Source organism: Sphingomonas yabuuchiae, from assembly GCF_001477495.1.
GTDB lineage: Bacteria > Pseudomonadota > Alphaproteobacteria > Sphingomonadales > Sphingomonadaceae > Sphingomonas > Sphingomonas yabuuchiae_A.
Genome location: NZ_LDTF01000076.1, coordinates 1 through 23,308 on the forward strand (window position 1 = coordinate 1; position 23,308 = coordinate 23,308).

The 23,308-nt window shown below is 67.7% G+C and carries 21 protein-coding genes and 1 pseudogene; 5 read left to right on the plus strand and 17 right to left on the minus strand.

Annotated features, from left to right (window positions below):
- The 3 genes and pseudogenes from NS355_RS13275 to NS355_RS13285 all read left to right on the plus strand — a co-directional run.
- A pseudogene (locus tag NS355_RS13275) lies at nucleotides 1-417 on the plus strand (DNA polymerase III subunit gamma/tau); the annotation flags it as partial.
- A 1-nt stretch (nucleotide 418) separates the two neighbouring features.
- Nucleotides 419-742 (plus strand): YbaB/EbfC family nucleoid-associated protein, encoded by a 324-nt coding sequence (locus tag NS355_RS13280; RefSeq protein WP_058718319.1) that lies wholly within the window; start codon nucleotides 419-421, stop codon nucleotides 740-742.
- A gap of 75 nt (nucleotides 743-817) precedes the next feature.
- The gene (locus NS355_RS13285; RefSeq protein ID WP_058718318.1) at nucleotides 818-1,069 is read left to right on the plus strand and encodes a hypothetical protein; all 252 of its coding nucleotides are present in this window, start codon (nucleotides 818-820) and stop codon (nucleotides 1,067-1,069) included.
- 672 nt (nucleotides 1,070-1,741) lie between these two features.
- On the opposite strand, the gene mtgA is transcribed toward NS355_RS13285, so the two are convergent.
- The 5 genes from mtgA to NS355_RS13310 form a co-directional block, all read right to left on the minus strand.
- On the minus strand, nucleotides 1,742-2,416 hold the full coding sequence (gene mtgA, locus NS355_RS13295; protein WP_058746154.1) for a monofunctional biosynthetic peptidoglycan transglycosylase: 675 nt from the start codon (nucleotides 2,414-2,416) through the stop codon (nucleotides 1,742-1,744).
- Nucleotides 2,417-2,475: 59 nt separating this feature from the next.
- On the minus strand, nucleotides 2,476-3,471 hold the full coding sequence (locus NS355_RS13300) for an alpha/beta hydrolase (RefSeq protein WP_058746155.1): 996 nt from the start codon (nucleotides 3,469-3,471) through the stop codon (nucleotides 2,476-2,478).
- A gap of 139 nt (nucleotides 3,472-3,610) precedes the next feature.
- The gene (locus NS355_RS19050; protein WP_167345458.1) at nucleotides 3,611-3,757 is read right to left on the minus strand and encodes a hypothetical protein; all 147 of its coding nucleotides are present in this window, start codon (nucleotides 3,755-3,757) and stop codon (nucleotides 3,611-3,613) included.
- Nucleotides 3,757-4,806, minus strand: coding sequence for a 1,9-bis(guanidino)-5-aza-nonane synthase (locus NS355_RS13305; RefSeq protein ID WP_058746156.1), 1,050 nt, complete (start codon nucleotides 4,804-4,806; stop codon nucleotides 3,757-3,759). Before NS355_RS13305 ends, NS355_RS19050 begins: the two co-directional genes overlap by 1 nt.
- Nucleotides 4,807-4,990: 184 nt before the next feature.
- Entirely contained in the window at nucleotides 4,991-6,226 is a 1,236-nt protein-coding gene (locus NS355_RS13310; RefSeq protein WP_084787935.1) for a decarboxylase, read from the minus strand.
- Nucleotides 6,227-6,460: 234 nt separating this feature from the next.
- Here NS355_RS13310 and NS355_RS13315 point away from each other — a divergent pair, with 234 nt between their 5' ends.
- Both NS355_RS13315 and NS355_RS19055 read left to right on the plus strand, forming a co-directional pair.
- The gene (locus NS355_RS13315) at nucleotides 6,461-7,330 is read left to right on the plus strand and encodes a threonine ammonia-lyase (protein ID WP_058746157.1); all 870 of its coding nucleotides are present in this window, start codon (nucleotides 6,461-6,463) and stop codon (nucleotides 7,328-7,330) included.
- Complete coding sequence (locus NS355_RS19055) at nucleotides 7,330-7,494, plus strand: hypothetical protein (RefSeq protein ID WP_167345459.1); 165 nt, start codon at nucleotides 7,330-7,332, stop codon at nucleotides 7,492-7,494. The genes NS355_RS13315 and NS355_RS19055 overlap by 1 nt, the downstream gene beginning before the upstream one ends.
- 44 nt (nucleotides 7,495-7,538) lie before the next feature.
- On the opposite strand, the gene NS355_RS13320 is transcribed toward NS355_RS19055, so the two are convergent.
- From NS355_RS13320 to NS355_RS13375, 12 genes are all read right to left on the minus strand, one after another.
- Nucleotides 7,539-9,425: an XrtA/PEP-CTERM system amidotransferase gene (locus NS355_RS13320; protein ID WP_058746158.1), complete on the minus strand. Its 1,887-nt coding sequence runs from the start codon at nucleotides 9,423-9,425 to the stop codon at nucleotides 7,539-7,541.
- Nucleotides 9,426-9,429: 4 nt separating this feature from the next.
- On the minus strand, nucleotides 9,430-10,953 hold the full coding sequence (gene xrtA / locus NS355_RS13325) for an exosortase A (protein ID WP_244489679.1): 1,524 nt from the start codon (nucleotides 10,951-10,953) through the stop codon (nucleotides 9,430-9,432).
- Entirely contained in the window at nucleotides 10,950-12,110 is a 1,161-nt protein-coding gene (locus NS355_RS13330) for a TIGR03087 family PEP-CTERM/XrtA system glycosyltransferase (protein ID WP_058746160.1), read from the minus strand. The genes xrtA and NS355_RS13330 overlap by 4 nt, the downstream gene beginning before the upstream one ends.
- Nucleotides 12,107-13,144 carry a FemAB family XrtA/PEP-CTERM system-associated protein gene (locus tag NS355_RS13335; RefSeq protein ID WP_058746161.1) on the minus strand — a complete coding sequence of 346 codons (1,038 nt, stop codon included), beginning with the start codon at nucleotides 13,142-13,144 and terminating at the stop codon, nucleotides 12,107-12,109. The genes NS355_RS13330 and NS355_RS13335 overlap by 4 nt, the downstream gene beginning before the upstream one ends.
- Nucleotides 13,141-14,010 (minus strand): XrtA system polysaccharide deacetylase, encoded by an 870-nt coding sequence (locus NS355_RS13340; protein ID WP_058746162.1) that lies wholly within the window; start codon nucleotides 14,008-14,010, stop codon nucleotides 13,141-13,143. The genes NS355_RS13335 and NS355_RS13340 overlap by 4 nt, the downstream gene beginning before the upstream one ends.
- On the minus strand, nucleotides 14,000-15,322 hold the full coding sequence (locus tag NS355_RS13345; protein ID WP_084787936.1) for an ExeA family protein: 1,323 nt from the start codon (nucleotides 15,320-15,322) through the stop codon (nucleotides 14,000-14,002). The genes NS355_RS13340 and NS355_RS13345 overlap by 11 nt, the downstream gene beginning before the upstream one ends.
- A gap of 19 nt (nucleotides 15,323-15,341) precedes the next feature.
- Entirely contained in the window at nucleotides 15,342-17,072 is a 1,731-nt protein-coding gene (locus tag NS355_RS13350; protein WP_244489680.1) for a hypothetical protein, read from the minus strand.
- Nucleotides 17,069-18,160, minus strand: coding sequence for an AAA family ATPase (locus NS355_RS13355; protein ID WP_058746169.1), 1,092 nt, complete (start codon nucleotides 18,158-18,160; stop codon nucleotides 17,069-17,071). Before NS355_RS13355 ends, NS355_RS13350 begins: the two co-directional genes overlap by 4 nt.
- 8 nt (nucleotides 18,161-18,168) lie before the next feature.
- Complete coding sequence (locus NS355_RS13360) at nucleotides 18,169-19,680, minus strand: XrtA system polysaccharide chain length determinant (RefSeq protein ID WP_058746164.1); 1,512 nt, start codon at nucleotides 19,678-19,680, stop codon at nucleotides 18,169-18,171.
- A gap of 10 nt (nucleotides 19,681-19,690) precedes the next feature.
- Nucleotides 19,691-20,329, minus strand: a complete 639-nt coding sequence (locus tag NS355_RS13365; RefSeq protein ID WP_058746165.1) for an XrtA/PEP-CTERM system exopolysaccharide export protein — start codon at nucleotides 20,327-20,329, stop codon at nucleotides 19,691-19,693.
- 95 nt (nucleotides 20,330-20,424) lie between these two features.
- The gene (locus NS355_RS13370) at nucleotides 20,425-21,645 is read right to left on the minus strand and encodes a pyridoxal-dependent decarboxylase, exosortase A system-associated (RefSeq protein ID WP_058746166.1); all 1,221 of its coding nucleotides are present in this window, start codon (nucleotides 21,643-21,645) and stop codon (nucleotides 20,425-20,427) included.
- A complete protein-coding gene (locus NS355_RS13375; protein ID WP_058746167.1) occupies nucleotides 21,642-23,132 on the minus strand; it encodes an acyl-CoA ligase (AMP-forming), exosortase A system-associated in 1,491 nt (496 codons plus the stop codon). Before NS355_RS13375 ends, NS355_RS13370 begins: the two co-directional genes overlap by 4 nt.
- Nucleotides 23,133-23,308 lie beyond the last annotated feature (176 nt).

Consider the following 23,308-nt stretch of genomic DNA (forward strand, 5'->3'; position numbering starts at 1 on the left):
CGTGCCGCATCCGCGCCGCCCGCCGAGCCAGAACCGCCCAAGCTGCCCGACAGCTTCGTCGCGATGATCGACCGGCTGGACGATATGGGGCAGCTGGCGCTGGCGGCGCGGATGCGGCACGGTGCCCGTCTCGTGCGTTATGCGCCCCCGGAGGTGGTGTTCAGCGGATCGCGCCCGATCGCGGCCGATACGCTGAGCGAGTTGATCGCAGCGCTGAAGACGGCGACGGGCCAGAACTGGCGCGTCACGCTGGAGGACGTTCCCGGCCAGCCGACCCTGCACGAGCAGCAAGTGGCGGCCGAGGAAGCGATCAAGACCGCCGCGTGGGAATCGGACATGGTCCGCGCCGCGCGAGAGGCTTTCCCCGAGGCCGAATTGATGGAATGGCCCGGCAAACGCAGTGTGAACGGAGCATGATGTGAAGAATCTCGACGAAATCCTGGCGATGGCCCAGAACGTCCAGAACGAGCTGGAAAAGGCGCAGGCCAATCTCGACAATATCGAGGTCGAGGGCGTTTCCGGCGGCGGCCTGGTCAAGGTGAAGGCGTCGGCCAAGGGCCGCATTATCGGCATCACCATCGACGACTCGCTGATGCAGCCGTCGGAAAAGGGGATGCTGGAGGACCTGCTGGCCGCCGCCATCAACGACGCGCGGACCAAGGCCGATGCGGCGTCGGGCAGCGAAATGTCCAAGATGACCAGCGGCCTCCCGCTGCCGCCGGGCTTCAAGCTGCCCTTCTGATCCGGTCTCGTTCGTTTCGGGAACGACATGGCGGCCATGGCGTTGCTTCCTCCATCAAAAACAGGAGGGAATGTCATGGCCGACGAACGCGTTACCGAGACCTATGGCAATCAACAGCCGCACACGACGGTGATCGAGCGCCGTAGCGGCGGCGGCGGCATGGCAATCGCCATCGTCCTGCTGATCGCCGTGCTGGTCGGCGGCTTCTATCTCTTCAGCCGGGGCGGCGCGGAAAATCGCCGCGACGCGGCCGTGACCTCTGCCGCCAAGAGTGTCGGCGACACCGCCAAGAAGGCGGGCGACGCGATTTCCGGCGACGCCAAGTAAGGCGATCCGCTACCGGCCGGGCGATTTGGGCCCAGCCGGTAGCGACGCCGGTGGATCGATCTCGGCGTCAGGGTCGATCAGCCGTTTCAAAACCCTTGTCCCAAAGGTCAGAGGGTCGCGTCCGCCACCATAACCGGCTTCGCGTCCCTCGACATGGGAACAGCGCCTCTGGCCCGCGAACATCCCGCAAGGACCTGCGCCTCCCAGGATTTGCGTGCCGCTGAGCCCGCCCCCCGCGCCGTCCGCCTCCCACCGCTTTTCCCGGACGGACGGGGGTATGCGATAATGTTCGCCGGCGTCGCGACGCCCGCAGACGACGACCTCGGCTTGGTCGGACAGGCAGTCCGTTCGCGGGGTAATGCGCGGCAAGGACATGGCCGATGGTGCCGCCTGCAGGAGCATCACGAGGCCGATCGCTGCGCTCATTCATAAGCTCCTCCGAGGTGGACCGAAGGTGCTTTGGGATCGTGGCTTTTGCGAGGCGGCTTATCGTGGGGTCATGACGTCGGGCAACGGCCCTCCCCCATCCCCTCCCGCCTGCGGGAGGGGCGTGTTCCGGGCTAGTGTTAAGTACCAATCATGGCGTTGTTAGACCCGCCCTGTCCACCAGCGCGCCCCTCCCGCAAGCGGGAGGGGATGGGGGAGGGAAAGGAGTCTCACCGAGACCCGCACTTACGAGATACAGCTATCCAGCCCCTGCCGCCGCACCACGCCCACATAACGCGCGATCACATTGCCGTGCTTGCGCACGAAACCGGTCGGCGCCACCGCCGCACGCTTCTTCGGCAGCGGCAGGACGGCGGCGATCCGCGCCGCCTCGGTCGGCGAGAGATGCGAGGCGTCATGCCCGAAATAGCGCATCGCCCCGGCATTGGCGCCATATGTCCCGATGCCCGTCTCGGCGATGTTGAGATACACTTCCATGATCCGCCGCTTGCCCCACAGCGTCTCGATCAGGAAGGTGAACCACGCCTCGAACGCCTTGCGGATATAGCCGCCATTCTGGAACAGGAAGGCGTTCTTGGCGGTCTGCTGGCTGATCGTCGAGCCGCCGCGGATGCGACCGCCCTTGGCATTACGATAGGCCGCGCTCGCCATCGCCTTGAAGTCGAAGCCGTTATGCGAGCAGAAGCGCGCATCCTCGCCCGCGATCGCGGCGCGCGCCATATCCGGGTCCATCTCGGACAGCGGCATCCAATCCTTGGTCACGCCATGCCCGCCGATCACGTCCCCCAACATGGTGAAGGTGATCGGCGGCGGCACGAAGCGGTAGATGCCGACCCAGACGACACTGACGATCACAAAGGCGAGCACGGCCTTCAGGGCCCAGCGAGCGATGCGCAACATGGGCGGGGTCCTTAGCGGGCTTTGGCGCATCCGTCACTCGCTCCGCACCCCGCACCGGTTCAGGACCTCAGGGTCTGTGTGATCCAGCGGTCGAACAGGTCCGGCCAGAGCCGGGCGGGCGCGCCTTCCGGAGCACTCATCGCGCCGAAGCCATGGCCGCCCTTTTCGAAGAAATGCGCCTCGACCGGCACCCTGGCCGCCCGCGCCTGGGTCAACACGTCGATCGACTGATCGAGCGGGACGAGGCCATCATCGACCGCATGGACCAGGAACAGCGGCGGGGTGCTCGCATTGATCCGGCGCGGCGTATCGTAACGCGCCTTGGTCGCAGGGTCCGGATTGGGGCCGAGCAGATTGTCGCGCGAACCCGGATGGGTGTTGGGCGTTGACAGGCTCGCCACCGGATAGACCAGACCCGAGAAGCGCGGTTTGGCCGATTGCCGGTCGGCAGCGTCGACCGGGTTATAGACCTTGTCGTCATAGCCCACGGTCAGCGACGCGGCGAGATGCCCGCCCGCCGAAAAGCCGACGATGCCCAGCTTGGCAGCATCGATGCCATAGCGCGCGGCATTGGCGCGGATCAGCCGCATCGCCCGCTGCGCATCCTGGAGCGGTACGTTCGCCTGATCGTCCCATCCCTCGGACGGCAGGCGATAGGAGAGCGCGAAGACGGTGATCCCATGCGGGTTCAGCGTTTTGGCGACGTCGATCCCCTCATTCTGGATCGACACGAACCCATAGCCGCCGCCGGGAATGGTCAGGACGGCACGGCCATCGGGACGTTCGGGACGGAAGACCGCGACGATCGGACTGGCCGTGCCGCGCAACCACAATTCCTGCCGCCCGGCCGGACCGTTCATCGACGGATTGGGCTTGGGCAGGGTCGCACGCGCGCTGGGTGGCCGACCGGGCCAGAGCGGGAAATGCTCGGCGGGGGGCCAGGGCGTCATGGCGGGCACCGCTTGGGCCGGTGCGGCGGGAGCAGCCTGGGCCGCCACCCGGCTGGCCAGTGGCACGGTGGCCATGGCACCGATCAGAGAGCGTCGGTCGATCATTGGCATCCCCTCATCCTTCGCGCCTGATAGCGCTACACGGACAAGAGGGTGCCGGGGCCGTACGCGCCGATCAAGTGAAAAGACCGCATGGAAAAAGGGGCGGAAAGCTTTCGCCTCCGCCCCCTGTCTCAATCTCGTCTCAATGACCGTATTTCTTGATCCCCCGCCTGCGCAGCTTTTCGCGCTTGCGCCGACGGCTGTACGGGATCGCGAACGCCAACCCGGCAACCAGAACGATGCCGATGATCACATAGGCCAGCTGTTCGCGTTCAAGAAATTCCAGCATTAGTCGAAAATCGCTCCCCAACGACGCTTCACGCGCTCACGCCAGTGGCCGCGATGATAGGCGTCCGAGGCGAGCAGCGGCATGACCGAACCTGCTTCCGCAAACACCATCTGCTCGAGCGCGGTATCGACCTTGCCCCAGCTCGCCGCTTCCTTAAGCGTCGAGGACGAGCAGGCACCGTCACGAACATCGGCCACCGTGATCTGCACGGCGTACTTGTGCATTTCGACGTCTTCATGGCCCAGGATTTCGGCGCAAACAACCGTATCCTGAATGAAATTCTTCGGCACGCCGCCGCCGATCATCAGAAGGCCGGTGGTGCCCGCCTTGATCTTGATGTCGGTCAGTTCGCGGAAGTCTGCAATGGCGTCGAGCACCATGTACGGCTTGCCTTCTTTGGCGCGCTCGACCTGATGCTTCACCAGACCGAAGCCAGCCGACGAATCGACGAAGGCCGGGCAGAAGATCGGCACGTCATGCTCATAGGCGAGCTTGACGAGGCTGTTGTCCTTCTTGCCATGCTCGACGAGATACTTGCCCATCTCGCGGATGAAGGCGCGGCTCGAATAGGGCTTCGGCTCCAGCGAGTCCGCGATCTTGCCGATCGTGTGGTCGCAGTCCTGCAGCTGCTCTTCGTCGATATAGGTGTCGTAGATGCGGTCGATGTACAGCGAACGCAGCGTGTTATCGTCGGGAATCTCCAGCGCCTGATAATGCTTGTGGCCCAGGCCCTCGAAGAAATCCATGTCGACGATCGACGCGCCGGTGGCGACGATGCCGTCGATCATGTTCGAGCGCAGCAGCTCGGCATAGAGGTCCATGCAGCCGCCCGCCGAGGTCGAACCCGCGATCACCAGGAAGATCGAGCAGTCCTTGTCGGCCAGCATCTGGTTGTAGATGCCGGTCGCGCGCGCCAGGTCGCGGCTGGTGAAGCTCATCTTGCCCATCGAGTCGATGATCGGGCGGGCGTCGAACGAGGTGATGTCGATATGCTCGACCACGCTGGAGAGCAGCTCGGCCTTACGGTTGTCGTTGATCGTGTCGGTCATGATGGTTCCATCATCATCGAGAAGCCGTCGTCGTTATTGGGGACGCGGTAACCCGGCTGGCCCGGTCCTGCGCGGGGGCAGTGCCGGTATGCGAAGGGGCCTTATCGCGGTCGAAACCGCAATGCCACCCCAATCCCCTCCCGCCGAAGCGGAAGGGGATAAAGGAGGTGCTAGAGTCGCCGGGTTACAGCTTGACGACGTTCGCCGGACGGGCCTGCTCGACCTCGTCGCGATAGACCGAGAACATCGGCTCGTCATCGGTCACGACGAATTCGTGACAGGTGAAGCCGTTGAACTGGGTGCGCATGGCTTGGCCGTAAGCGCCCAGCATGCCGATCTCGAAATAATCGCCGGTGTTCGTGTCCGCGGGCAGCGGGAACGGACCCTGCATGAAATCGAGGTCGTCGCAGGTCGGGCCCCAGAAGCTGAAGTCCATGTCGCGGGCATCGGAGCTCGGCTCGCGCAGCAGCTGGACCGGATATTTCCAGCCGATATGCGCCGCATCGAACAGCGCGCCGTACGCGCCATCGTTGATGTACAGCTCGTTGCCGCGACGACGCTCGACGCGCACCACGACCGACGAATATTCCGCGCACAGCGCCCGGCCCGGCTCGGCCCAGAGTTCGGCCGAATAAGACACCGGCAGGCTCTCGAACGCGCGGTGGATCGTCTCGAAGAATCGCTCCAGCGGCGGCGGGGTCATGCCCGGATAGGCCGAGGGGAAACCGCCGCCCACGTCGATCACGTCGACGGTGACCGCCGCCGCGACGATCGCTGCACGCACCCGCTCCATCGCCGCCGAATAGGCGTCGGGGGTCATGGTCTGGCTGCCGACATGGAAGCAGATGCCCAGCGCATCGGCGACCTGGCGGGTCGCGATCAGCAGGTCCTTCGACTCTTCCAGGCTGACGCCGAACTTCGATCCCAGGCTCAGCTTGGCATATTCGGACGACACGCGCATGCGGACACACAGGGTCAGGTCGGTCGCGCCGCCCGTGGCGCGGACGATCTTCTCCAGCTCTTCCATGCTGTCGAGCGAATAGGTGCGGACGCCGTGCGTGAAATAGGCCTCGGCAATCGCCTCTTCCGACTTCACCGGATGCATGAAGCAGCAAACGGCCTGCGGCGCGACCGACTTCACCAGACGAACTTCCGCGATCGAGGCGGTGTCGAAATGGGTGATGCCATTGTCCCACAGGATCTGGATCAGATCCGCAGACGGATTCGCCTTAACCGCATACATCGGCCGACCCGGAAACTTCTCGACGAAGAATCGGGCGGCGCGCGCAGCAGCATGCGGGCGAAGCAGCGTGACCGGATCAGCCGGACGACGCTTGGCGATGTCGATGCCGCGCTCCAGATTGGAGGGGACGGCGGTCGAGTGGGCAGCTAGCCCCAGCGCGCGATGATTCTGGTGCAACTCAAGGGACCTCCAATTGCCTGACGGCATACGGTGACAAAAAGCTGCCTTGCGGTTGGAAGTCCCATGGGGCAGCGGAGGCGCGAAATAGGGTCGGCGTTTTCGAATGTAAAGCGGTAGAAAGCCCGTCGGAGATAAAAAGTGACAATCTTAAGACAGCCGACAAAAGCAGGGGTCCGCGACGCCGCAGAGAAGATCGCCCGCATCCTGCCCCCGTCACCGATATTTCCCTTTATGATCAAAGGGAAGACGGTAGTTTTCAAGGCAGAAAACCTGCAGCCCGTCGGCGCGTTCAAGCTGCGCGGCGCATGGCATCGGTTAACCGCGTTGGACGCGAATTCGCGGGCACGCGGCGTCGTCGCCTTCTCGTCGGGAAACCATGCGCAGGGAATCGCCTGGGCCGCGCGGCGGCTGGGAATCGCGGCGACGATCGTGATGCCCGCCGACGCGCCCGCGTCGAAGCGCGAAGGCACGCTCGCACTGGGTGCGGAGATCGTCGATTACGACCGCGCGACGGAAAGCCGCGAGAAGATCGCCCGTCGACTGGCCGAGGCGCGCGGCGCGACACTGGTGCCAAGCTTCGACGATCCCTGGGTGATCGAGGGACAGGGCTCGGCGGGCATCGAGGCGGCCGCGCAGATGGCCGCACTGGGTCTGCCCGCACCTGCCCATGTCGTATCGCCCTGTGGTGGCGGCGGGCTGGCGGCGGGGCTGACGCTGGCCCTGCCCGAGGCGCGGATCACGGTGGTCGAGCCCGAGGGCTGGGACGATATGCGGCGCTCGCTGGAGGCCGGGTGGATCGAGCCGGTCGGCGACAACCCGCCGCCGACCGCGTGCGACTCGCTCCAGACGACACGCGTGTCGCCGCTGACCTTCGAGGTGCTGGCTCGGCGGGGCGCTGAAGGCGTGGCCGTCAGCGAGTTGGAGGTGGCAGCGGCACAACGTTTCGCGGCGGAGCGGCTGCGGCTGGTCGTCGAGCCGGGCGGTGCGGTGGCGCTGGCCGCGCTGCTGACGGGCAAGGTCACGGCGGCGGACGGGATGCTGGTCCTGCTGTCGGGGGGCAATGTCGACCGCGCGGCCTATGCGCGGGTGCTGGCGGGCTGATGAAGGGCATCGCGAATGCCGCGCCGGCGCTGGCGATGATCGCCGCCTTTGCCTGCGTGGCGGGCGGTGCCGTCACGATCCGGCGTGGGGATCGGCGCAAGGGTGTGTTGATGCTGGTGATGGCGGTGGTGCTGGTGGGAAATGTGCTGATCTGGACGATGTAAGGGGCAGACGATGGGCCCCTCCTCTTCAGGGAGGGGTGCCCCCTTTAAGCGAACAGCCGCGCCAGGCTACGCTCCAGCATCAGCATCTGCCACAGCGTCCGGCCATGCTCGGCCCGTCCGCTACGGTGGTCGGCCGCCAGTCGACCGACTTCGGTCAGGTCGAACCAGCCGGTTTCCCGCAACAGCCCCGATTTCTCCAGCCGCGCCGCCTCATCCGCCAGCGCGCCCCGGAACCACGCGCTGATCGGCGTCACGAACCCCATTTTAGGCCGGTAGAGGATGTCGCGCGGCAGATAAGGCTCCAGCACCTTCTTCATCAGCCATTTGCCCTGCCCGCCCCGCAAGCGCATCGAGACGGGCAGGCGCGCGGCATATTCGACCAGCCGGTGATCGAGCAACGGCTCGCGCGCTTCCAGCCCGACCGCCATCGACATGCGATCGGTCTTGGTCAGGATATCGCCGGGCAGCCAGATCTTCATATCGGCATATTGCACCCGGTCCATCGCATCGCGCGCGGGCGCGTCGCGCATCGCGGCGATATAGCGATCCTCCGCCCGGTGCCCGCCAAGCGCCGTCTTCGCCTCGGCGGAGAACAACCGCGCGCGGACCTCCGGCCCCGTCACGCCGACCGCACGTGCATAGGCCTCCGCGCTGTCCATCCCCAGCGCCTGTAGCGTGGTTTTGGCGCGCAGGGGGCGCGGTGCCCAGTCGACCTTGGGATAGAGGCGGCCCAGCGTCCCGAACACGCTGCGGCGAAACTCCGCCGGGAACAGGCCGCGCACCCGCTCCTCGCCCGCATGGAAGATATGGCGGCGATAGCCCATCAGCATCTCGTCCGCGCCGTCCCCCGCCAGCGCAACGGTGACATGCTGCCGCGCCATCTGACACAGCCGATAGGTCGCCAGTGCCGAGGCATCGGCAAAGGGCTCGTCGAATTGCGCGACCAGCGTGTCGATCAGCGCGAAATCGTCAGGCTGGACGACCCGCTCTGCATGGTCGGTGGCGAAGCGCTGGGCGATGATGCAGGCATGGCTGCGCTCGTCCAGGCTCGCCTCGTCGAAGCCGATGGTGCAGGTGCGGACCGCACGCGGGGACGCCTCCGCCATCAGCGCGACCACGCCCGAGCTGTCGACGCCGCCCGACAGGAACGCGCCCAGCGGCACATCGGCGACCATGCGGCTGACCACGCCCTCGCGCATCCGGGCCAGCAGTCCTTCGCCTAGTTGCGCAGCCGACCCGCCTTCGCGGTTGGAGAAGTCGACGTCCCACCATTGGCGTGGCGCGGGGATGGCGCGTCCGCGCTCGATCAGCAGGAAATGCCCGGCGGGCAGCTTGTGGATACCGGCCACGATACTGGCATCGTCGGGCACATAGCCAAAGGCCAGATAATCCTCGATCGCGCGGATATCGGGGCGGCGGCGGAACAGCGGATGCGCCAGCACCCCCTTCATCTCCGAGGCGAAGGCGACCGCGCCATCGGGCAGTTCGGCCCAGTGGAGCGGCTTCACCCCCAGCCGGTCGCGCGCCAGGAACAGCGCCCCCGCCTTGGCATCATGCACGGCAAAGGCGAACATGCCGACCAGCCGGTGGAGCATCGATGGCCCCCAGTGCCGCCAGCCATGGACGAGCACCTCGGTATCGCCATCGGTGTGGAACACCGCACCCTTGGCCCGAAGTTCCTCGCGCAACTCGCGGTAATTATAGATTTCGCCGTTGAAGCAGACCGCGACCTCGCCATCGACCATCGGCTGGGGCGAGCCCGCCACGTCGATGATCGACAGACGGGCATGGGCGAAGCCGACGCCGGGCGCGGTCCATATCCCCTGCCCGTCCGGTCCACGATGCGCCTGCGCGCCGATCATCGCCCGCAACCGGGCGGGATCGACCGGCTTGGGCGTGGCGGGATGGAAAAGACCGGCGATACCGCACATGGGGTCAGCGCTGCCCCGTCAGGCGGTCGGCAAAGCCATTGATCGGCCCCAGAGCGCGGACGAACGCCTGGATCGCGCGCGGGTCGTCGCCCTCGCTCGACACATGTATCGCCACCGCCGTCTGGCGCTGTCCCAGCAGACGGGCCTTCATCGTTTCCAGTTTCACGCGCCGCATATCCGGGGTCAGCGTATCGCCGATCCGGTACCATGTCGCAACGTCGCGCTCGACCGGCTGGCCGATCGGCCCCGTCATGGTCAGCCGCATGGCGTCGCCGCCCGCGATCCGGCCCAGATCGGCGACGCGGATCCAGCGATCATCCTCGTGCAGCGCGCCCGTCCCGAACGCGCCCAGCTTGCCGCCCTCGCGCTGGCGGGAGAAGACGCCGACCGCCAGATCGACCTGATGCCCCTGCCCGTCGCGGTAACTGCGCAACAGCACCGCATCGGCGCCGGGATAATGGGGGCTCCACGGCGTCACCTGCTGCACCGGGGTCCAGCCGGGTACATCCGGCAAGGTCATGCCAGCGGGCAGCACCGCCGCGCGCGATCCGGCGAAACCGCTCCAGCTCGGAAAGACCGCCGCAATCGCCACCGCCAGAAACGCCGCGAGCAGCGGGTCGATGCGGCGGCGGGGCATGGCCGACAGCCGCGCCGGATCGAAGGCGGGGTCGTCGGGGGAACGGTCGAAGAACCTCCACCCGATCGCCAGCACCGCTGCCATGACGATCGCGAAGAACACCCAGCCGAACACGATATGATCGACGCCCCCCGCCACCTCGATCGAGGTCTTGTCGGCGGCGAAGATCGTCCCCCAGGCGCGAACGCCATTGGCCAGCACCGGCACGACCAGCGACACGATCATGAAGACCGCCCGCCGCCAAGGCGAACGAAAGCACAGATTGGCGACCAACGCGGCGAAGGCGACCATGGCCAGGACGAATTTCGACCCCGAACAGGCCTCCGCCACCTCGAACCAATAGCGCCCGGCATGGATCAGTACGCCGTCGGCCGAGGCGGGGATACCACTCCAGTCGAGCAGCGGCATCACGATCGAGACGGTGATCTGCTGAAGCGGCTTTTCCAGTTCCGCGCCGAACGGCACCAGGAACCAGGCATAGGCGAGCGGGAACAGCATCCCCCGCGCCACCATCGGGCCGAGCAGGGTCAGGACCGTGCCCTCCAGCATCGCGACCAGCCCCAGCTGGCGGACCAGCGCGACGGTCGCGGACTCGCCGAGCAGCCAGAGCAGCCCGCCGCCCGCCACCGAGAACAGCCCCGGCCACCAGGCGGTCGGGGTCAGTTGCATCAACTCGGCGCGCCGCTGCCAGATCAACCAGCCGACGACCGGCCCGATAAACAGGCAATGGCCATAGGTCGTGCTGGTCCACCAGATATCGACCAGATGCGCGACATCGGCCCGGAACAGCAGCAACAGGGCCAGCGCCGTCCCGGCCAGCAGCGCGAGGGGATAGGTCCAGCGCCCCGGCCTCGCCCGTTCACCCGCTTCAGCCATATCCCCGGCGGTCACGCGGCCATGGCCCCCAACAATCGGTCGAGCGGCTGCAATCGGGCCGTCCAGTCATAGCGCGCCAGCACCTGCGCGCGCGCCGCCGGATTGTCGGCGGGGCCGTTCAGCGCGGCGACGACACGCTCGGCAAAAGCGCGATCGTCGCCCGCCACCGCGATCGTGCCGCCATGGTCGATCCCTTCCGCCGCCGCCACGGACGCGACGATCGGCCGGGCCATGGCCATCGCCTCCAGCAACTTGTTCTGGATCCCGCGCGCCAGATCGAGCGGAGCGACGCACACGGCAGCGCGAGCCAGCCAGACGCGGGTGTCGGGCACTTCGCCTGTCACGATCACCGCCTCGCTCGCCAGCCGCCGCACCGCCGGGGTCGGCGCGCGGCCGACAATGGCGAAACGCGCCGCCGGGCAGGCCTTGCGGACCTGCGGCAGGATATGCTCGGCAAAGCGCGTCACGGCGTCGATATTGGGACGATAGTCCATCTGCCCGGTGAAGACGATCAGCGGGCCGTCTGACGCACCGGGATCGATCGTGGCGGGGTCATAATGGGTGGCGTCGATGCCGTTCTCGACCGCCAGGACATTCCCCTGCCCCCCGCCGGAACGGAACAGCGCCGCTTCCGCCTCGCTGACGAACAGGGTCGCGGCGACGGATTGTGCGACACGGCGTTCATAGCGCCCCAGCAGACGGCCCTCGCGCCTCAGGACACGCCGCATCCCGGGTCTGGCCGTCGCCGCTAGGCTCGCGAATTTGGCCGAGTCGACATCGACCATGTCCATGATCGTCGGCTCGGTCCCGCCATACTGGGCCATCTGACCGGAAAAGATATAGGTCGCGGCGATGGGGTGTCGCGCGCGTACGTCCGCCACCGCGCGCGTCATGCCGGGATGCGCAAAGGCGGTCAGCGAGATGGCCTTCCCCGTCGCCAGCGCCTGCACCGCCGCCACCGGCATCGGTTTGGTCCGGCGCAGGATGTGATGGCTGGCGAGATCGCCGCGAAGCTCGAACGGGAGTTCCTCTTCCCCGGCCTGCTCGGCAAAGGCGCAGAGATGGACACGCCAGTTGCGGGCCAGATGGCGCAGCACATGGTAGCTGCGGATCTTGTCGCCGCGATCGGGCGGAAAGGGCGCGCGGTGCGCGAGGAACAGCAGGTCCCTCAACCCAGCCCCCGCGCGATCGGCGGCCCGACGATCTGCGCGACACGAACCGGCAGACGCTTCCACACCGCGATCATCAGCGCATATTTGGGGTTGAGCGGATTGATCGCACGGGGGCCGTGGACGCTGCGGCTGGCATAAACCAGCGGCCGCCCCCCGAACCCCCAATTCTTCTTGAACGCCGCCGCCCCCGTCCCGACCTTCGACCGGCCGAAATCGAAGCTGTGGCAGCCGCGCTGCCGCGCGTGGCGCATCAGCGCAAAATACATCAGGTCGTTGGCGCGCAGCCCCCGCGCCGCCTTCGTCCCCCCGCCCCAATAGGGATAGACGGTGCCGCCATGATAGAGGTTGAGCACGCTCGCCACCGCCCGCCCTTCATGGCGCACGGTCAGCACATCGGCGTCGAGTCGCGCCACCGCCTCGCGAAACAGCCTGGCCGGGAAGACGGGCGTGCCGAGATTGCGGACGGACTCGGCATAGACGCGGTAATGCTCGGCAAGCATTCGGGGATCGCGGCCGGTGACGACCTCCAGATCCTGCGCCAGCGCCTTGCGAAGTTCGGCGCGCTGCTTGCGGGGGATGGCCTTCATCTCAGCCTCGTCATCGCCGGCGATGGGACGAACGAAGCCCAGATAGCTGTCCGCATCCGCCGTCCAGCCGTCCGGCACCGGGCCGCCGCGCAGTTCGACCGACTCGATGCCCTTCTCACCCGCCAGGGCCCAGGCGGCATCGGCGAGCGCATCGACACCCTCGCCCAGCACGCCGCCATCGACGCCGAAGCCGGTCGACACCATCGCCGCGCCGAACAGGGGCGAGCGGATTTCGCTCAGCGGCAGCATCCCGACGATCGCGCCGCCCTGCCCCTCGGCCAGCAGACAATGCGCCGTCTGGCCGCAACCCGCCGCACCCGCCTTCAGCCAGCCGGTCCGGTGAAAGGGCGTCCCGTCCGCCTGTGTCACGACAAAGGCGTCGATCCGTGCGCATTCCGCCTCGCTCGCCAGATCGGCAACACGGATCGTCGGCGCGGACGCGCTCATGCCAGCCGGGCCGCTTCCTCGGCCGCGACCTGATCGACCCGACCCCAGTCATGACGGCCGAGCAGCCCGCGCAGCTTGCCTGCCATCGCGCCCAGACGGCTGTAATGCCGCACGCGCGAGCGCAGCGGCGCATGGGCGACGCGCGGCTGGTCGGGATCGACCTCCCAGGGGTGGAAATAGAAGATCGCGCCGTGCCGGTCGCGATTGACCTGCCCGACCGCGATATCCGTCAGCTTCGCGGGCAGCATTCGGAAAAAGCCACCGCCGGTCGCCAGCCGCCTGTTTCCCCACTCCGCCACCGTCACCGGCAGTTCGATCAGATCGGCATCCGCCAGCGGCCGCCAGGCATAGCGCGGCGACTCGGCCCAGCCATAATGGTCGTGGCGCAGCGGCGCGACGCTGGAGGAATAACGATAGCCCGCCTCGGCGAGTACGGGATGCGCCCAGGGCGTGCGCGTATCGATCGAGAAGCTAGGCGCGCGATAGCCGGTCACGGCCTGCCCGCCCGCATCCTCGATCGCCGCCTTCGCACGGGCCAGATCGGCACGGAACTGGTCGGCGGTCATGGTGAAGACGCGCTGATGGTCCCAGCCATGGCTGGCCATTTCATGCCCCGCCGCCACGATGCGGCGGATCAGCCCGGGATGGCGATGCGCCACCCAGCCGAGCGTGAAGAAGGTCGCGCGCGTGCCCGTCTCGGCGAACAGCGAGAGGACGGCGTCGGTATTGGCCTCGACCCGGCTGTCCAGTCGATCCCAGTCGCCCTTGTCGATCGTACGCTCGAACGCGCCGACCTGAAACCATTCCTCGACATCGACCGACATGCCATTGAGCGGCCGGGATTTTACCTTGGCCTCAGGCGGCATGGCCCCAGGCTCCCGGTCGGATCGTGGCACCGGTTTCGCGACGGTCCTCGCCACGATTGTCGATCTCGGACCAGTCGACCAGCAGGGTCAGCACGCGGCGCAGTGCCGCCTCCTGTTGCTCCAGCCGAGCTTCGAGTTGCGCGATGCGGTTTTCCAGCGCGGCATCGGTCGAGGGTTTGGCGGTGGCCACCGGCTCTTCCGCCGCAGCAGGCGGTGGCGCGGCGGGAGCGGGCATCGGACGCAGCGAAACCGGCTCGGGTGCGGGCGGCGGCGCAACGACGCGGTGCGTGCTGCGCGGAGCCTGCTGGCTCTCGGGCAGCACGCGGGTGATCGGATCGGCCCGCGTCGGGGCGACCGTCGCATGGCTGTTCAGGCCTAGCCCGGTGCGAAGCGTACCCGCCGAGAACAGCGGATCGCCCAACCGCGCCGCGCCGCCGAAGATCGGGGCCACGGGCTCTGGCTCCGGCACGATCGGCATCGGGGCCTCGCACCCTGCGCTCATATCGGCGGCCATGTCGGCCGCGACGCTCTCGACCGTCTGGCGACCGATCAGCTCGACACCCTCGATCGCGGCCTGCAGCAGGACGCGACCCGCCAGCACGTTCAAGCGGCGCGGCACGCCGCCCGAGGCATCGTACAGCGCGTCGAAGGCGTCGGCGGCGAAATCGGGACGGCCCGTCCAGCCCGCGACCGCCAGGCGATGCGCGATGTAATCGGGGACCTCCTCCGGCTCCATCGGGTCGAGATGATGGATGGCGATGACGCGCTGGCGCAGCTGCTCGACGGCGGCCGAGCCCAGCAGGCGCTCGCGAAATTCGGGCTGCCCGACCAGCAGGATCTGGAGCAGCGCATGGCCGCCCGCCTGGAAGTTGGACAGCATGCGGAGTTCTTCGAGCGAGGCGAGCGGCAGCGCCTGCGCCTCGTCGACGATCAGCAGGATGCGGCGCCCCTCGCGCGCGACGCCGTTCAGCGCGCGCTCGATCGCGGCGAGCAGCGCGGCCTTGGTCAGACCCTGCGCATCGACGCCGAGTTGCCCGGCCAGGACGCGGAGCAGGTCCTGCGGCTCGACGGCGGTGGATACGATGTGCAGGACGCGCAGGCGCTTGGTATCCAGCGTCTCGACCAGATGGCCGACCAGCGTGGTCTTGCCCGCACCGACGTCGCCGGTGATGACGATGAACCCCTCACCCTGCGCCAGGCCATAGCCCAGATAGGCCATCGCCTTGCCATGGGTCGCCGTCTGGAACCAGAAACGCGGGTCCGGCGTCAGTTGAAACGGGCGTTCGCCCAGACCGAAATGGGTCTCGTACATCATCGTGCCTTTCGGCCGGTCAGAATTGATACCGTGCGGCGATCAGGGCCTGTGCCGACAGGGCACTGGACAGGTCGCCGACCTGGAAGTGGTACAATCCTACCGACGCGGTTGTTCCGAGCCGACCGAAGTTGCGGTAATAGCTGGCGGTCGACCCCAGCGATACCACGTCCTCGGCCCCCGCCAACCTAGAGACGTAATAGTTAACGAAGCCATTCACGTTAAGCCCCGAATTGGGGCCAAAGGCGCGGCCGAGGAAAATCTGGCCGTAATAGCTGTCGTCCTGCACGCCCGAGACGATCAGGCCCGGCGCGCCGTCCGGCGCGAACAGGCGGCGGCTGGTATAACCGACCCCCGCCCCCAGGGTGGAGCGTCCCCGCTGATAGGACACTGCCATGTCCAGCCCGCGCGCGCGATAGACGGCGGTCTGCACGGATTGCAGCGCGTCGTTCAGGCACCCGCCCGGCGACGCGCCCCCCGCCGAGAAGGTGCAGCCATTGAACTGCTGCGCAAAGGCGTCGCGCGTCTCGACGAAGTTGGTCGGCAGGTTGGACAGCCCGTTGCGCAACTGGCGGCCAAAGGTCTGGATGCCGTCATACACCGCCGCTTGGAACACGATGTCGCGCGCCGCCTGATACCGCGCCACGCCGGTGACGCTGAGCGAGCCGTAACGCTCGCCGACATGCGCCTCGACCGAGGTGCGGCGATCGGGCCGCCAGATCACGCCCGCATCGTAATAGACGCCGTCCGTGCGATAGGCGATCCGGCGCGGCCCCGTGGGGTTGGTGATGAAGCGGCCCTGGCTGTCGACCAGCGGGCGTCCGGCGGCATCGACCTCGGGATCGCGCTGGCTCGACTCGATCCGCTCGTAACCGACACCGGCGGTCAGCGCGACATAGGGCGAGATCGGCTTCAGCACGTCGCCGCGCACGAACCAGCCCTCGTAACGCTGCGAGAGTTGCCCGGCATCGTCGCGTTCATAGGCGGCATTGGCGGACAGGCCGACCGGTGCGATCGATCCCGGCCGCGCGGTGGCGCTGACGGTGGCGACATGGTTCCAGCTGTCACGGAAATAGTCGAGCCGGGGCTGATCGGCCGCCACCCCACCCAGCCCAGGCGTCTCGGCACGGGTATAGCCCAGCCGGTAGTTCGCGCCGATCTGCACCGGCCCCGCCCGCGTGGTTAGCGAAGGCCCGGCAAAGACCGAATAGATTTGCGAGACATTGGCGACATTGCCGACCAGCACGCCGGGGGCCTCGCCGCGGATATCGGCGCGCGTCCGCGTCGCCAGCGCGCCGGCCTCCAGCCGCAAATCGGGCGTGACGGCATAGGATCCCCTCGCCAGCCCGCTATGGATATCCCCGCCCACGGCCCGGTCGCCCCAGCCGATGCGGTGTTCGTAGCGATAGCTGACCTGTCCCTGCGCCCGCGCGGTCTGCACCTCCGCATTCACGCCCGCCGCCAGTGTCGTATAGGTGACGGCATCGCCGCGTGTCAGATCGGCAACCAGGCCCTGCCCGACCTCGACATAGGGGGTCAGTTGCGCGCGGCGACGCTGCGGCACATCGGCACGCGGTCCGCGCCCATTGTCGCCCCGATCGGCACCGGACGGCCCGGTCGAGCCATCGCCTTGCATGGCGGATGCGGCACCACCGGCAACCGGCACGCCCTGAATCTGTGCGGAAAGAACACTCGGCCAAGCGGCCAGTACCCAGACCAGACCGACAAGGGCGGGCCGCGTCACCGTCACGGCGCGCCGTCCTTGCCATATTTGCCGTAATAGCCGAACCGGCGGCTGCCCGGCACGAAGGCGACGCTGTTCAGCACCAGCTGGATATGGTCGCACGCATCGAGCAGCGCGACCGCGGCGGTCACTTCGCTTTCGGGCGTACGGTCCGCGCGGACGACCATCATCACCTGCCCGGCCAGCATCGCCAGCACCGAGGCGGGCGATGCCGCCAGCACGGGCGGCGAGTCGAAGATCACCAGACGGCGGGGATTGGCCGACAACAGCCGCTGCACGACCGCGCGGGTCCGGGCCGAGGCGAGCAGTTCGGTGTCATTGGCGGTTCGCGTGCCGCAGGGCAGCACGGCCAGATGCGGCACATCGGTGCGCATCACCAGCGATTCGACATCGATGCTGCCATCGACCAGCGCGTCGAGCAGCCCCGGCCCCTCGCTCAGGCCCAGCCGCCCCAGCACGTCGGGCTTGGCGACATCGGCATCGATCAGCAACACCTCGGTATCGCGCTCCGCCGCCAGCGACAGCGCCAGATTGACCGAGCAGAAGGTCTTGCCGTCCTGCGGCCGCGCCGAGCAGACCAGCACGACCCGCGCCTTGTCCTCGTCGCCGCCCTCGACCAGCCGCTGGCTGGTGATGATCAGCTGGCGCTTGACCAGCCGGAACTCTTCGGCCAGCGGGCCGATCGGTGCGCCGGGCACGATCATCCCGTTTTCCGCCAGCATCGCGCGGTCGACCATCGCGACGTCGGAAAAGCCCGGACTATATTCGGTCGCCAGAAACTCGTCGTCGCCCGGCTGCGCGAGGAACTCCGCCGGGATGCCGCTCAGCGAGGGCTCGAACGGGGGATGATCGGCATAGGAAAACTCAGGTTCGTCATGCGCCATAAGGCCCGGCGGCACGGTGTCGATCGAGGCGGTGTCGATTGTCGGAACCTCGACCGGCCGGGCGGGCGGCGTCCATTCCGGTTCCTCGGCCATCGGCGGCGCGGCGGGCACGTCACGCACTTCGGGCACACGCACATAGGACTGGAAATCATAGACGTTCGCCGCCCGTTCGAGCAGCGACGGTTCCCGGCGGGGTCTGGTAGATTTCACGTTTTCGTTCACGCGGCCATTCCCCGCTGCAATAGCTCGATAACCAGGACCAGCCCATAGGCCGCACCCAACGCCGCCGTCCCGCCTAGGAACAGTTTCAGCCGTTGCGCCCGCGCCGTTGCCTGGCCACGCGTCACGACTTCGCCGATCGCGCCGATCACCGGCATCCCCATCGTCCGTTGAAGCGATTGCGGGGTCGTGAAGGTCTGGCGCAGCTTCGACAGGGCAAAGGCCGAACCCACTCCCAGACCCAGCCCCGCGACGAAGACCCCGGTCAGGAGCAGCAGGCGATTGGGGGCGCTCGGCGCGCGCGGATAGGTCGGCGGATCGATCACGCTGAACCGCATCGAGTCGGTCTGGTTCTGGGCCTGCCCCCGCAGTGCCACCTGCTCACGCTGACGCAGCAACTGGTCGTAACTGTCTTTCAACACCTGATAATCACGGTCGATCGCACCTTGCGCGGCGGCTGCCTCGGGATCGGTTGCCAGGCTGGCGTTCAGCCGGTCGAGATCATTCTGCAACTGGCTCTTGCGGATCTTCAGGCTGGCGAGCTGCGACTGTTTCTCCGCCGCCATCGACTGGAGCGACATGTAGAGCGGATTGGGCTGTCCCCCCGCCGCGCCCCCGGTGGGCTCGGCCTTTGCGGCGGCCTGTGCGGCGGCCAGCTGGTTGCGCAGCGCGATCACGTCTGGGTGGTTTTCGGTATAGCCGCGCGCCCGCGCATCGGCGAGCTGGCCCTGAAGCGTCGCCAGTCGTGCCCGCGCCGGGCCGACCGCCGCGCCGCCGCCTTCGCTGACCGTGCGCGGGGTGCCGGCCAGCTGGCCCTGTACCGCCGCGAAGCTCGACTGCGCCGCCGCCAGATCGCTGTCGACCTGCGCCATTTGCGAACGGGCCAAGCCGATGCGGTCGGCGACCGATCCGCTGCCCGGCAGGCCGCCCGCGAACTGGTTCAGATACTGGGCGCGCTTGGCCTCGGCGATCTGGAGCTGTTTCTGCCGGTCGTTCAGCTGCTTGTCGAGGAAGGTCAGGCTCTGATTGGTGGTGTTGCGATCGCCGAGCAGATTGGATTCGACGAAGATGTCGATCAGCTTCTGGGCGACCTGCTGCGCCAGCTTGGGGCTGGACTGGGTAACGGTCAGCTGGAAGATGGTGTCCTGCTGGTTCTCGATCTTGATCGACTGCGCCAGCTGCGCGACCCGCGCCGCGACATCGGCGTCGCTCGACACGGTGTTGGCCAAGTCGGTGCCGCGCACGACCTTTTGCAGGTTGATCGCCGAGATCAGCGTCTGGCGGACCCGATCGACCGAATCCATCTGGCTGTTCGGCCCGGTCGACATGCCGTCGGGCAGGATCTGCGAATTCTGGACCGCGATGCGCGCGCGGGACTCATATTTGCTGGGAATTTGGGCAACGAACAGCCACCCCAATATGCACACCGCCCATGCCACCGCCAGCGCCAGCCAGCGGCGTATCCATATCGCATGGAGGGCGATCCGGATCTCGTCCTGAATACTCGACACGCGGGCGGCCTCAGAACATCGATTCGGGAATGATGATGACGTCGCCCGGCTCCAGCCGGACATTCGCCGTCGAATCCCCCTTGCGGAGCAGATCGTTGATCTGCAGCGCATATTCGCGCTGCTTGCCGGTTTCGCGGTCGGTCCGCACCAGCTTGGCCTTGTTGCCCGCCGCGAACTGGTTCAACCCGCCCACCGCGATCATCGCGTCGAGCAGCGTCATGTTGGCGCGATAGGGGATCGACGCGGGTCGCTCGGTCGCGCCGACGATCCGCACCTGCTGGCTATAAGTACCCGAAAAATTCTCGACGATCACCGAAACGATGGGGTTGGAGACATATTCGGACAGCGCCTTTTTCAGGTCGTCCTGCAACATGGCGGGCGTCTTGCCGACGGCGGGCATGTCGTTGACCAGCGGCGTGGTGATGCGGCCATCGGGGCGCACCTGCACCTTGGTCGACAGGTCCGGGTTGCGCCACACGAAGATGTTCAGGGTATCGAGCGGGCCGATGACATATTCCTCGCCCGGCTGTTCCTTGCGCGCGACATACCCGGCCGAAGGCAGCTCGCTCTTGGTCCCGGCCGTGGAACAGGCGGTCAGCGTCGAGGCGCAAAGGCCAACGATCAAGAGGGGGCGGGCGAACGATGCCATGCGAACGGTACTCCAGAACCCCTCCCCTCCCAGGATACGGAGACGAAAGGCAAATTGCGCAATGTCGCTATGCCATCAAAGAGGTGAACAGAGCGTTATGCCGGTGCGCCGAGCGCCTCGGCAGCGGGGGGATGGCCCAGAAACGCCGAAGGGCTGGCCGTGGCGCCATAGGCCCCGGCCAGAAACACCGCGACGATATCGCCGACCTGCGCCATCGGCAGCGCGACCCGGTCGCCCAAGCGGTCGAGCGGGGTGCACAGCGGCCCGACGACCGACACCGTCTCCACCGGCTCGGCCCCCATCGCATGGGCCAGCGCCAACGGATAGTTGCGCCGGACGACGGTGCCGAAATTGCCGCTGGCCGCCAATTGATGATGCAGCCCGCCGTCGAGGATCAGGAAGGTCTCCCCCCCGCTGTCCTTGCGATCGATGACCCGCGCCAGATAGACGCCCGCCTCGGCAACCAGCCAGCGGCCGAGTTCGATCGCAAAATGGCTGCCGCCCAGAATGGCGGGCCGGGTTGCCAGTGCCTGCTCCAGCGCCGTGCCGACCATCTCCACCGGCAGCGGCTTGTCCCCCGCGAAATAGGGCACGCCGAACCCGCCTCCCAGATTGACCAGCGGCGGCGATGCCCCCGCTGCATCCGCCAGCCGCGCGGCGAGCGCGATGGTCGCCCCTTGCGTGTCGATGATCGCCTGCGGATCGAGCGCCTGGCTACCCGCATAGATATGAAAACCGCGCCAGTCGGCCCCCGCCGCGATCAGCTCGCGGACAAGCGCGGGCACCCGCTCTGCGTCGATGCCGAAAGGCGAAGGGCGGCCGCCCATCTTCATGCCCGAGCCACGCAGTTCGACATCCGGGTTCACCCGGACCGCCAGACGTGGGCGCACGCCCAGCCCGTCCGCAATGGCCAGCGCACGCCGCGCCTCGCCCTCCGATTCCAGGTTGAGCGTCACGCCCGCGCGGATCGCGGCGGTCAGTTCGGCATCGCGCTTGCCGGGGCCTGCGAAACTGACCGGCTTGCCCAGCGGCGCGACCTTGGCCAGTTCGCCCGCCGAAGCGACGTCGAACCCGTCGACCATCGCCGCCATGGCCTCCAGCAGCGGGCCGAAGGGATTGGCCTTGATCGCGTAATGAAGGTCGACCGACGGGAAGGCCGCGCGAAACCGCGCCACACGGGCAGCGACGATGGCGGGGTCATAGACGAAGGCTGGCCCTTCCCTGCCCTCCATCCACGCCTCGGCGCTCCGCCCGGCGATGGTCAGCGCGCCGGTCTGGGCGGCGAATTCGGGGGGGATCGGCCCCATCGGCTTCATGACGTTCTACCCTTCTCGGCCCAGTCCCGGCGCAGCGCGGCGCGGTCGAGCTTGCCATTGGCGTTGCGGGGCAGCGCGTCGGCCCAGGCGATGTGCGACGGCTGCATGAAATTGGGAAGGTCGCGCTTCAACCGCGCGCGCAGGGGTGCCTCCCGCGCGGGCTCACCGGCCAGGATCAAAACGATCGCCTGCCCCTGCGTTTCGTCGGCGATGCCGAACGCCACCGCCTCGCGCGCCTCGCCACCCGCCAGCGCAGCTTCCTCTACCTCCTGCGGGCTGATCCGGTTGCCGGAGACCTTGATCATCTCGTCATCGCGCCCGACGAACCGGAGCAGACCGTCCGCCCCCTCGACCACCGTATCCCCCGACCACACGGCGCGCGCGTGATCCGGTGTCGGGCGGAAACGCTGCGCGGTCCGCTCCGCATCGCGCCAATAGCCCTGCGCGACCAGCGGCCCGGCATGGACCAGCTCGCCCGGCTCGCCCGGCCCGGCCCGACTGCCATCGGGGCGCAGCACCATCACCTCGGCGAAGGGAATGGCGCGGCCGATCGCATCGGGATGCGCATCGATCAGGGCGGGGTCGAGATAGGTAGAGCGAAACGCCTCGGTCAGGCCGTACATCGCATAGAGATCCGCCGCCGGGAACAGCGCCCGCAGCCCCCGCACCAGTCGCGGCGTCAATGCCCCGCCCGAATTGGTCAGCCGCCGGATCGGGGCAATCGCCTCTTCCGGCCAGTCGATGCCCAGCAACTGCGTCCAGAGCGGCGGCACCCCCGCCAGCGTCGTCGCGCCGTGCCGTGCAACCGCCTTCACCACGTCGCGCGGCGTCAGATAATCGAGCGGCGCGACCGCCCCCCCGGCGACCCAAGTCGAGAAAAGCTGGTTCTGGCCATAGTCGAAGCTGAAAGGCAGGACACCCAGCACCCGGTCGTCGGGCGTCAGCTTCAGATACTGCGCGACTGAAATGGCACCGTACCAGAGATTGGCATGGCTCAGCATCACGCCCTTGGGCCGCCCGGTCGAGCCGGAGGTGTAGAGGATCGCCGCCAGCGCGTCCGTATCCGCCGACGAACGGGGCAGCGCATCGCCTTGCCCGGCCTCGGTCGTCACCGCCACGCCGCCGGGCACATCGCCATCCTCCAGCGTCGCCGCGCGGGGACCATGCGTCAGCAGCATCGCCGCGCCACTATCGGCCAGGATATGCGCGACCTGCGCACGCTTGAGCAGCGGATTGATCGGGACATGGACCAGCCCGGCACGCGGTGCGGCCAGCGGCATCAGCGCGGCGGTGCGCGTCTTCGGCAGCCATGTCGCGACCCGGGCGCCGGGGGCCAAGCCCTGTGCCGCCAGCCATCCGGCCAGCCGCGCGACCGCCTCCTCCGCTTCCGCAAAGCTCATCCCACCCTCGCGGTCGAGCAGCGCGGGCGCATCGCCCGCCCCGCGCAAGGCATGGTCGATCGGATACGCGGAGGGATCGAGGGTCATCGCGCCATCTATCAGTGCGGACGCGGCAAAGTCGAGCGGGCGCCCGGCAGCCGAGGAAGCGACCAGGGACGGGGACGAAAACCGAGCGCCAACCCTTCCCCAACCCCCTCCCGCCTGCGGGAGGGGGCTTTGCCTGGCCGTGCGCTTGCCCCAAACCTCTCCCCTCCCGCAGGCGG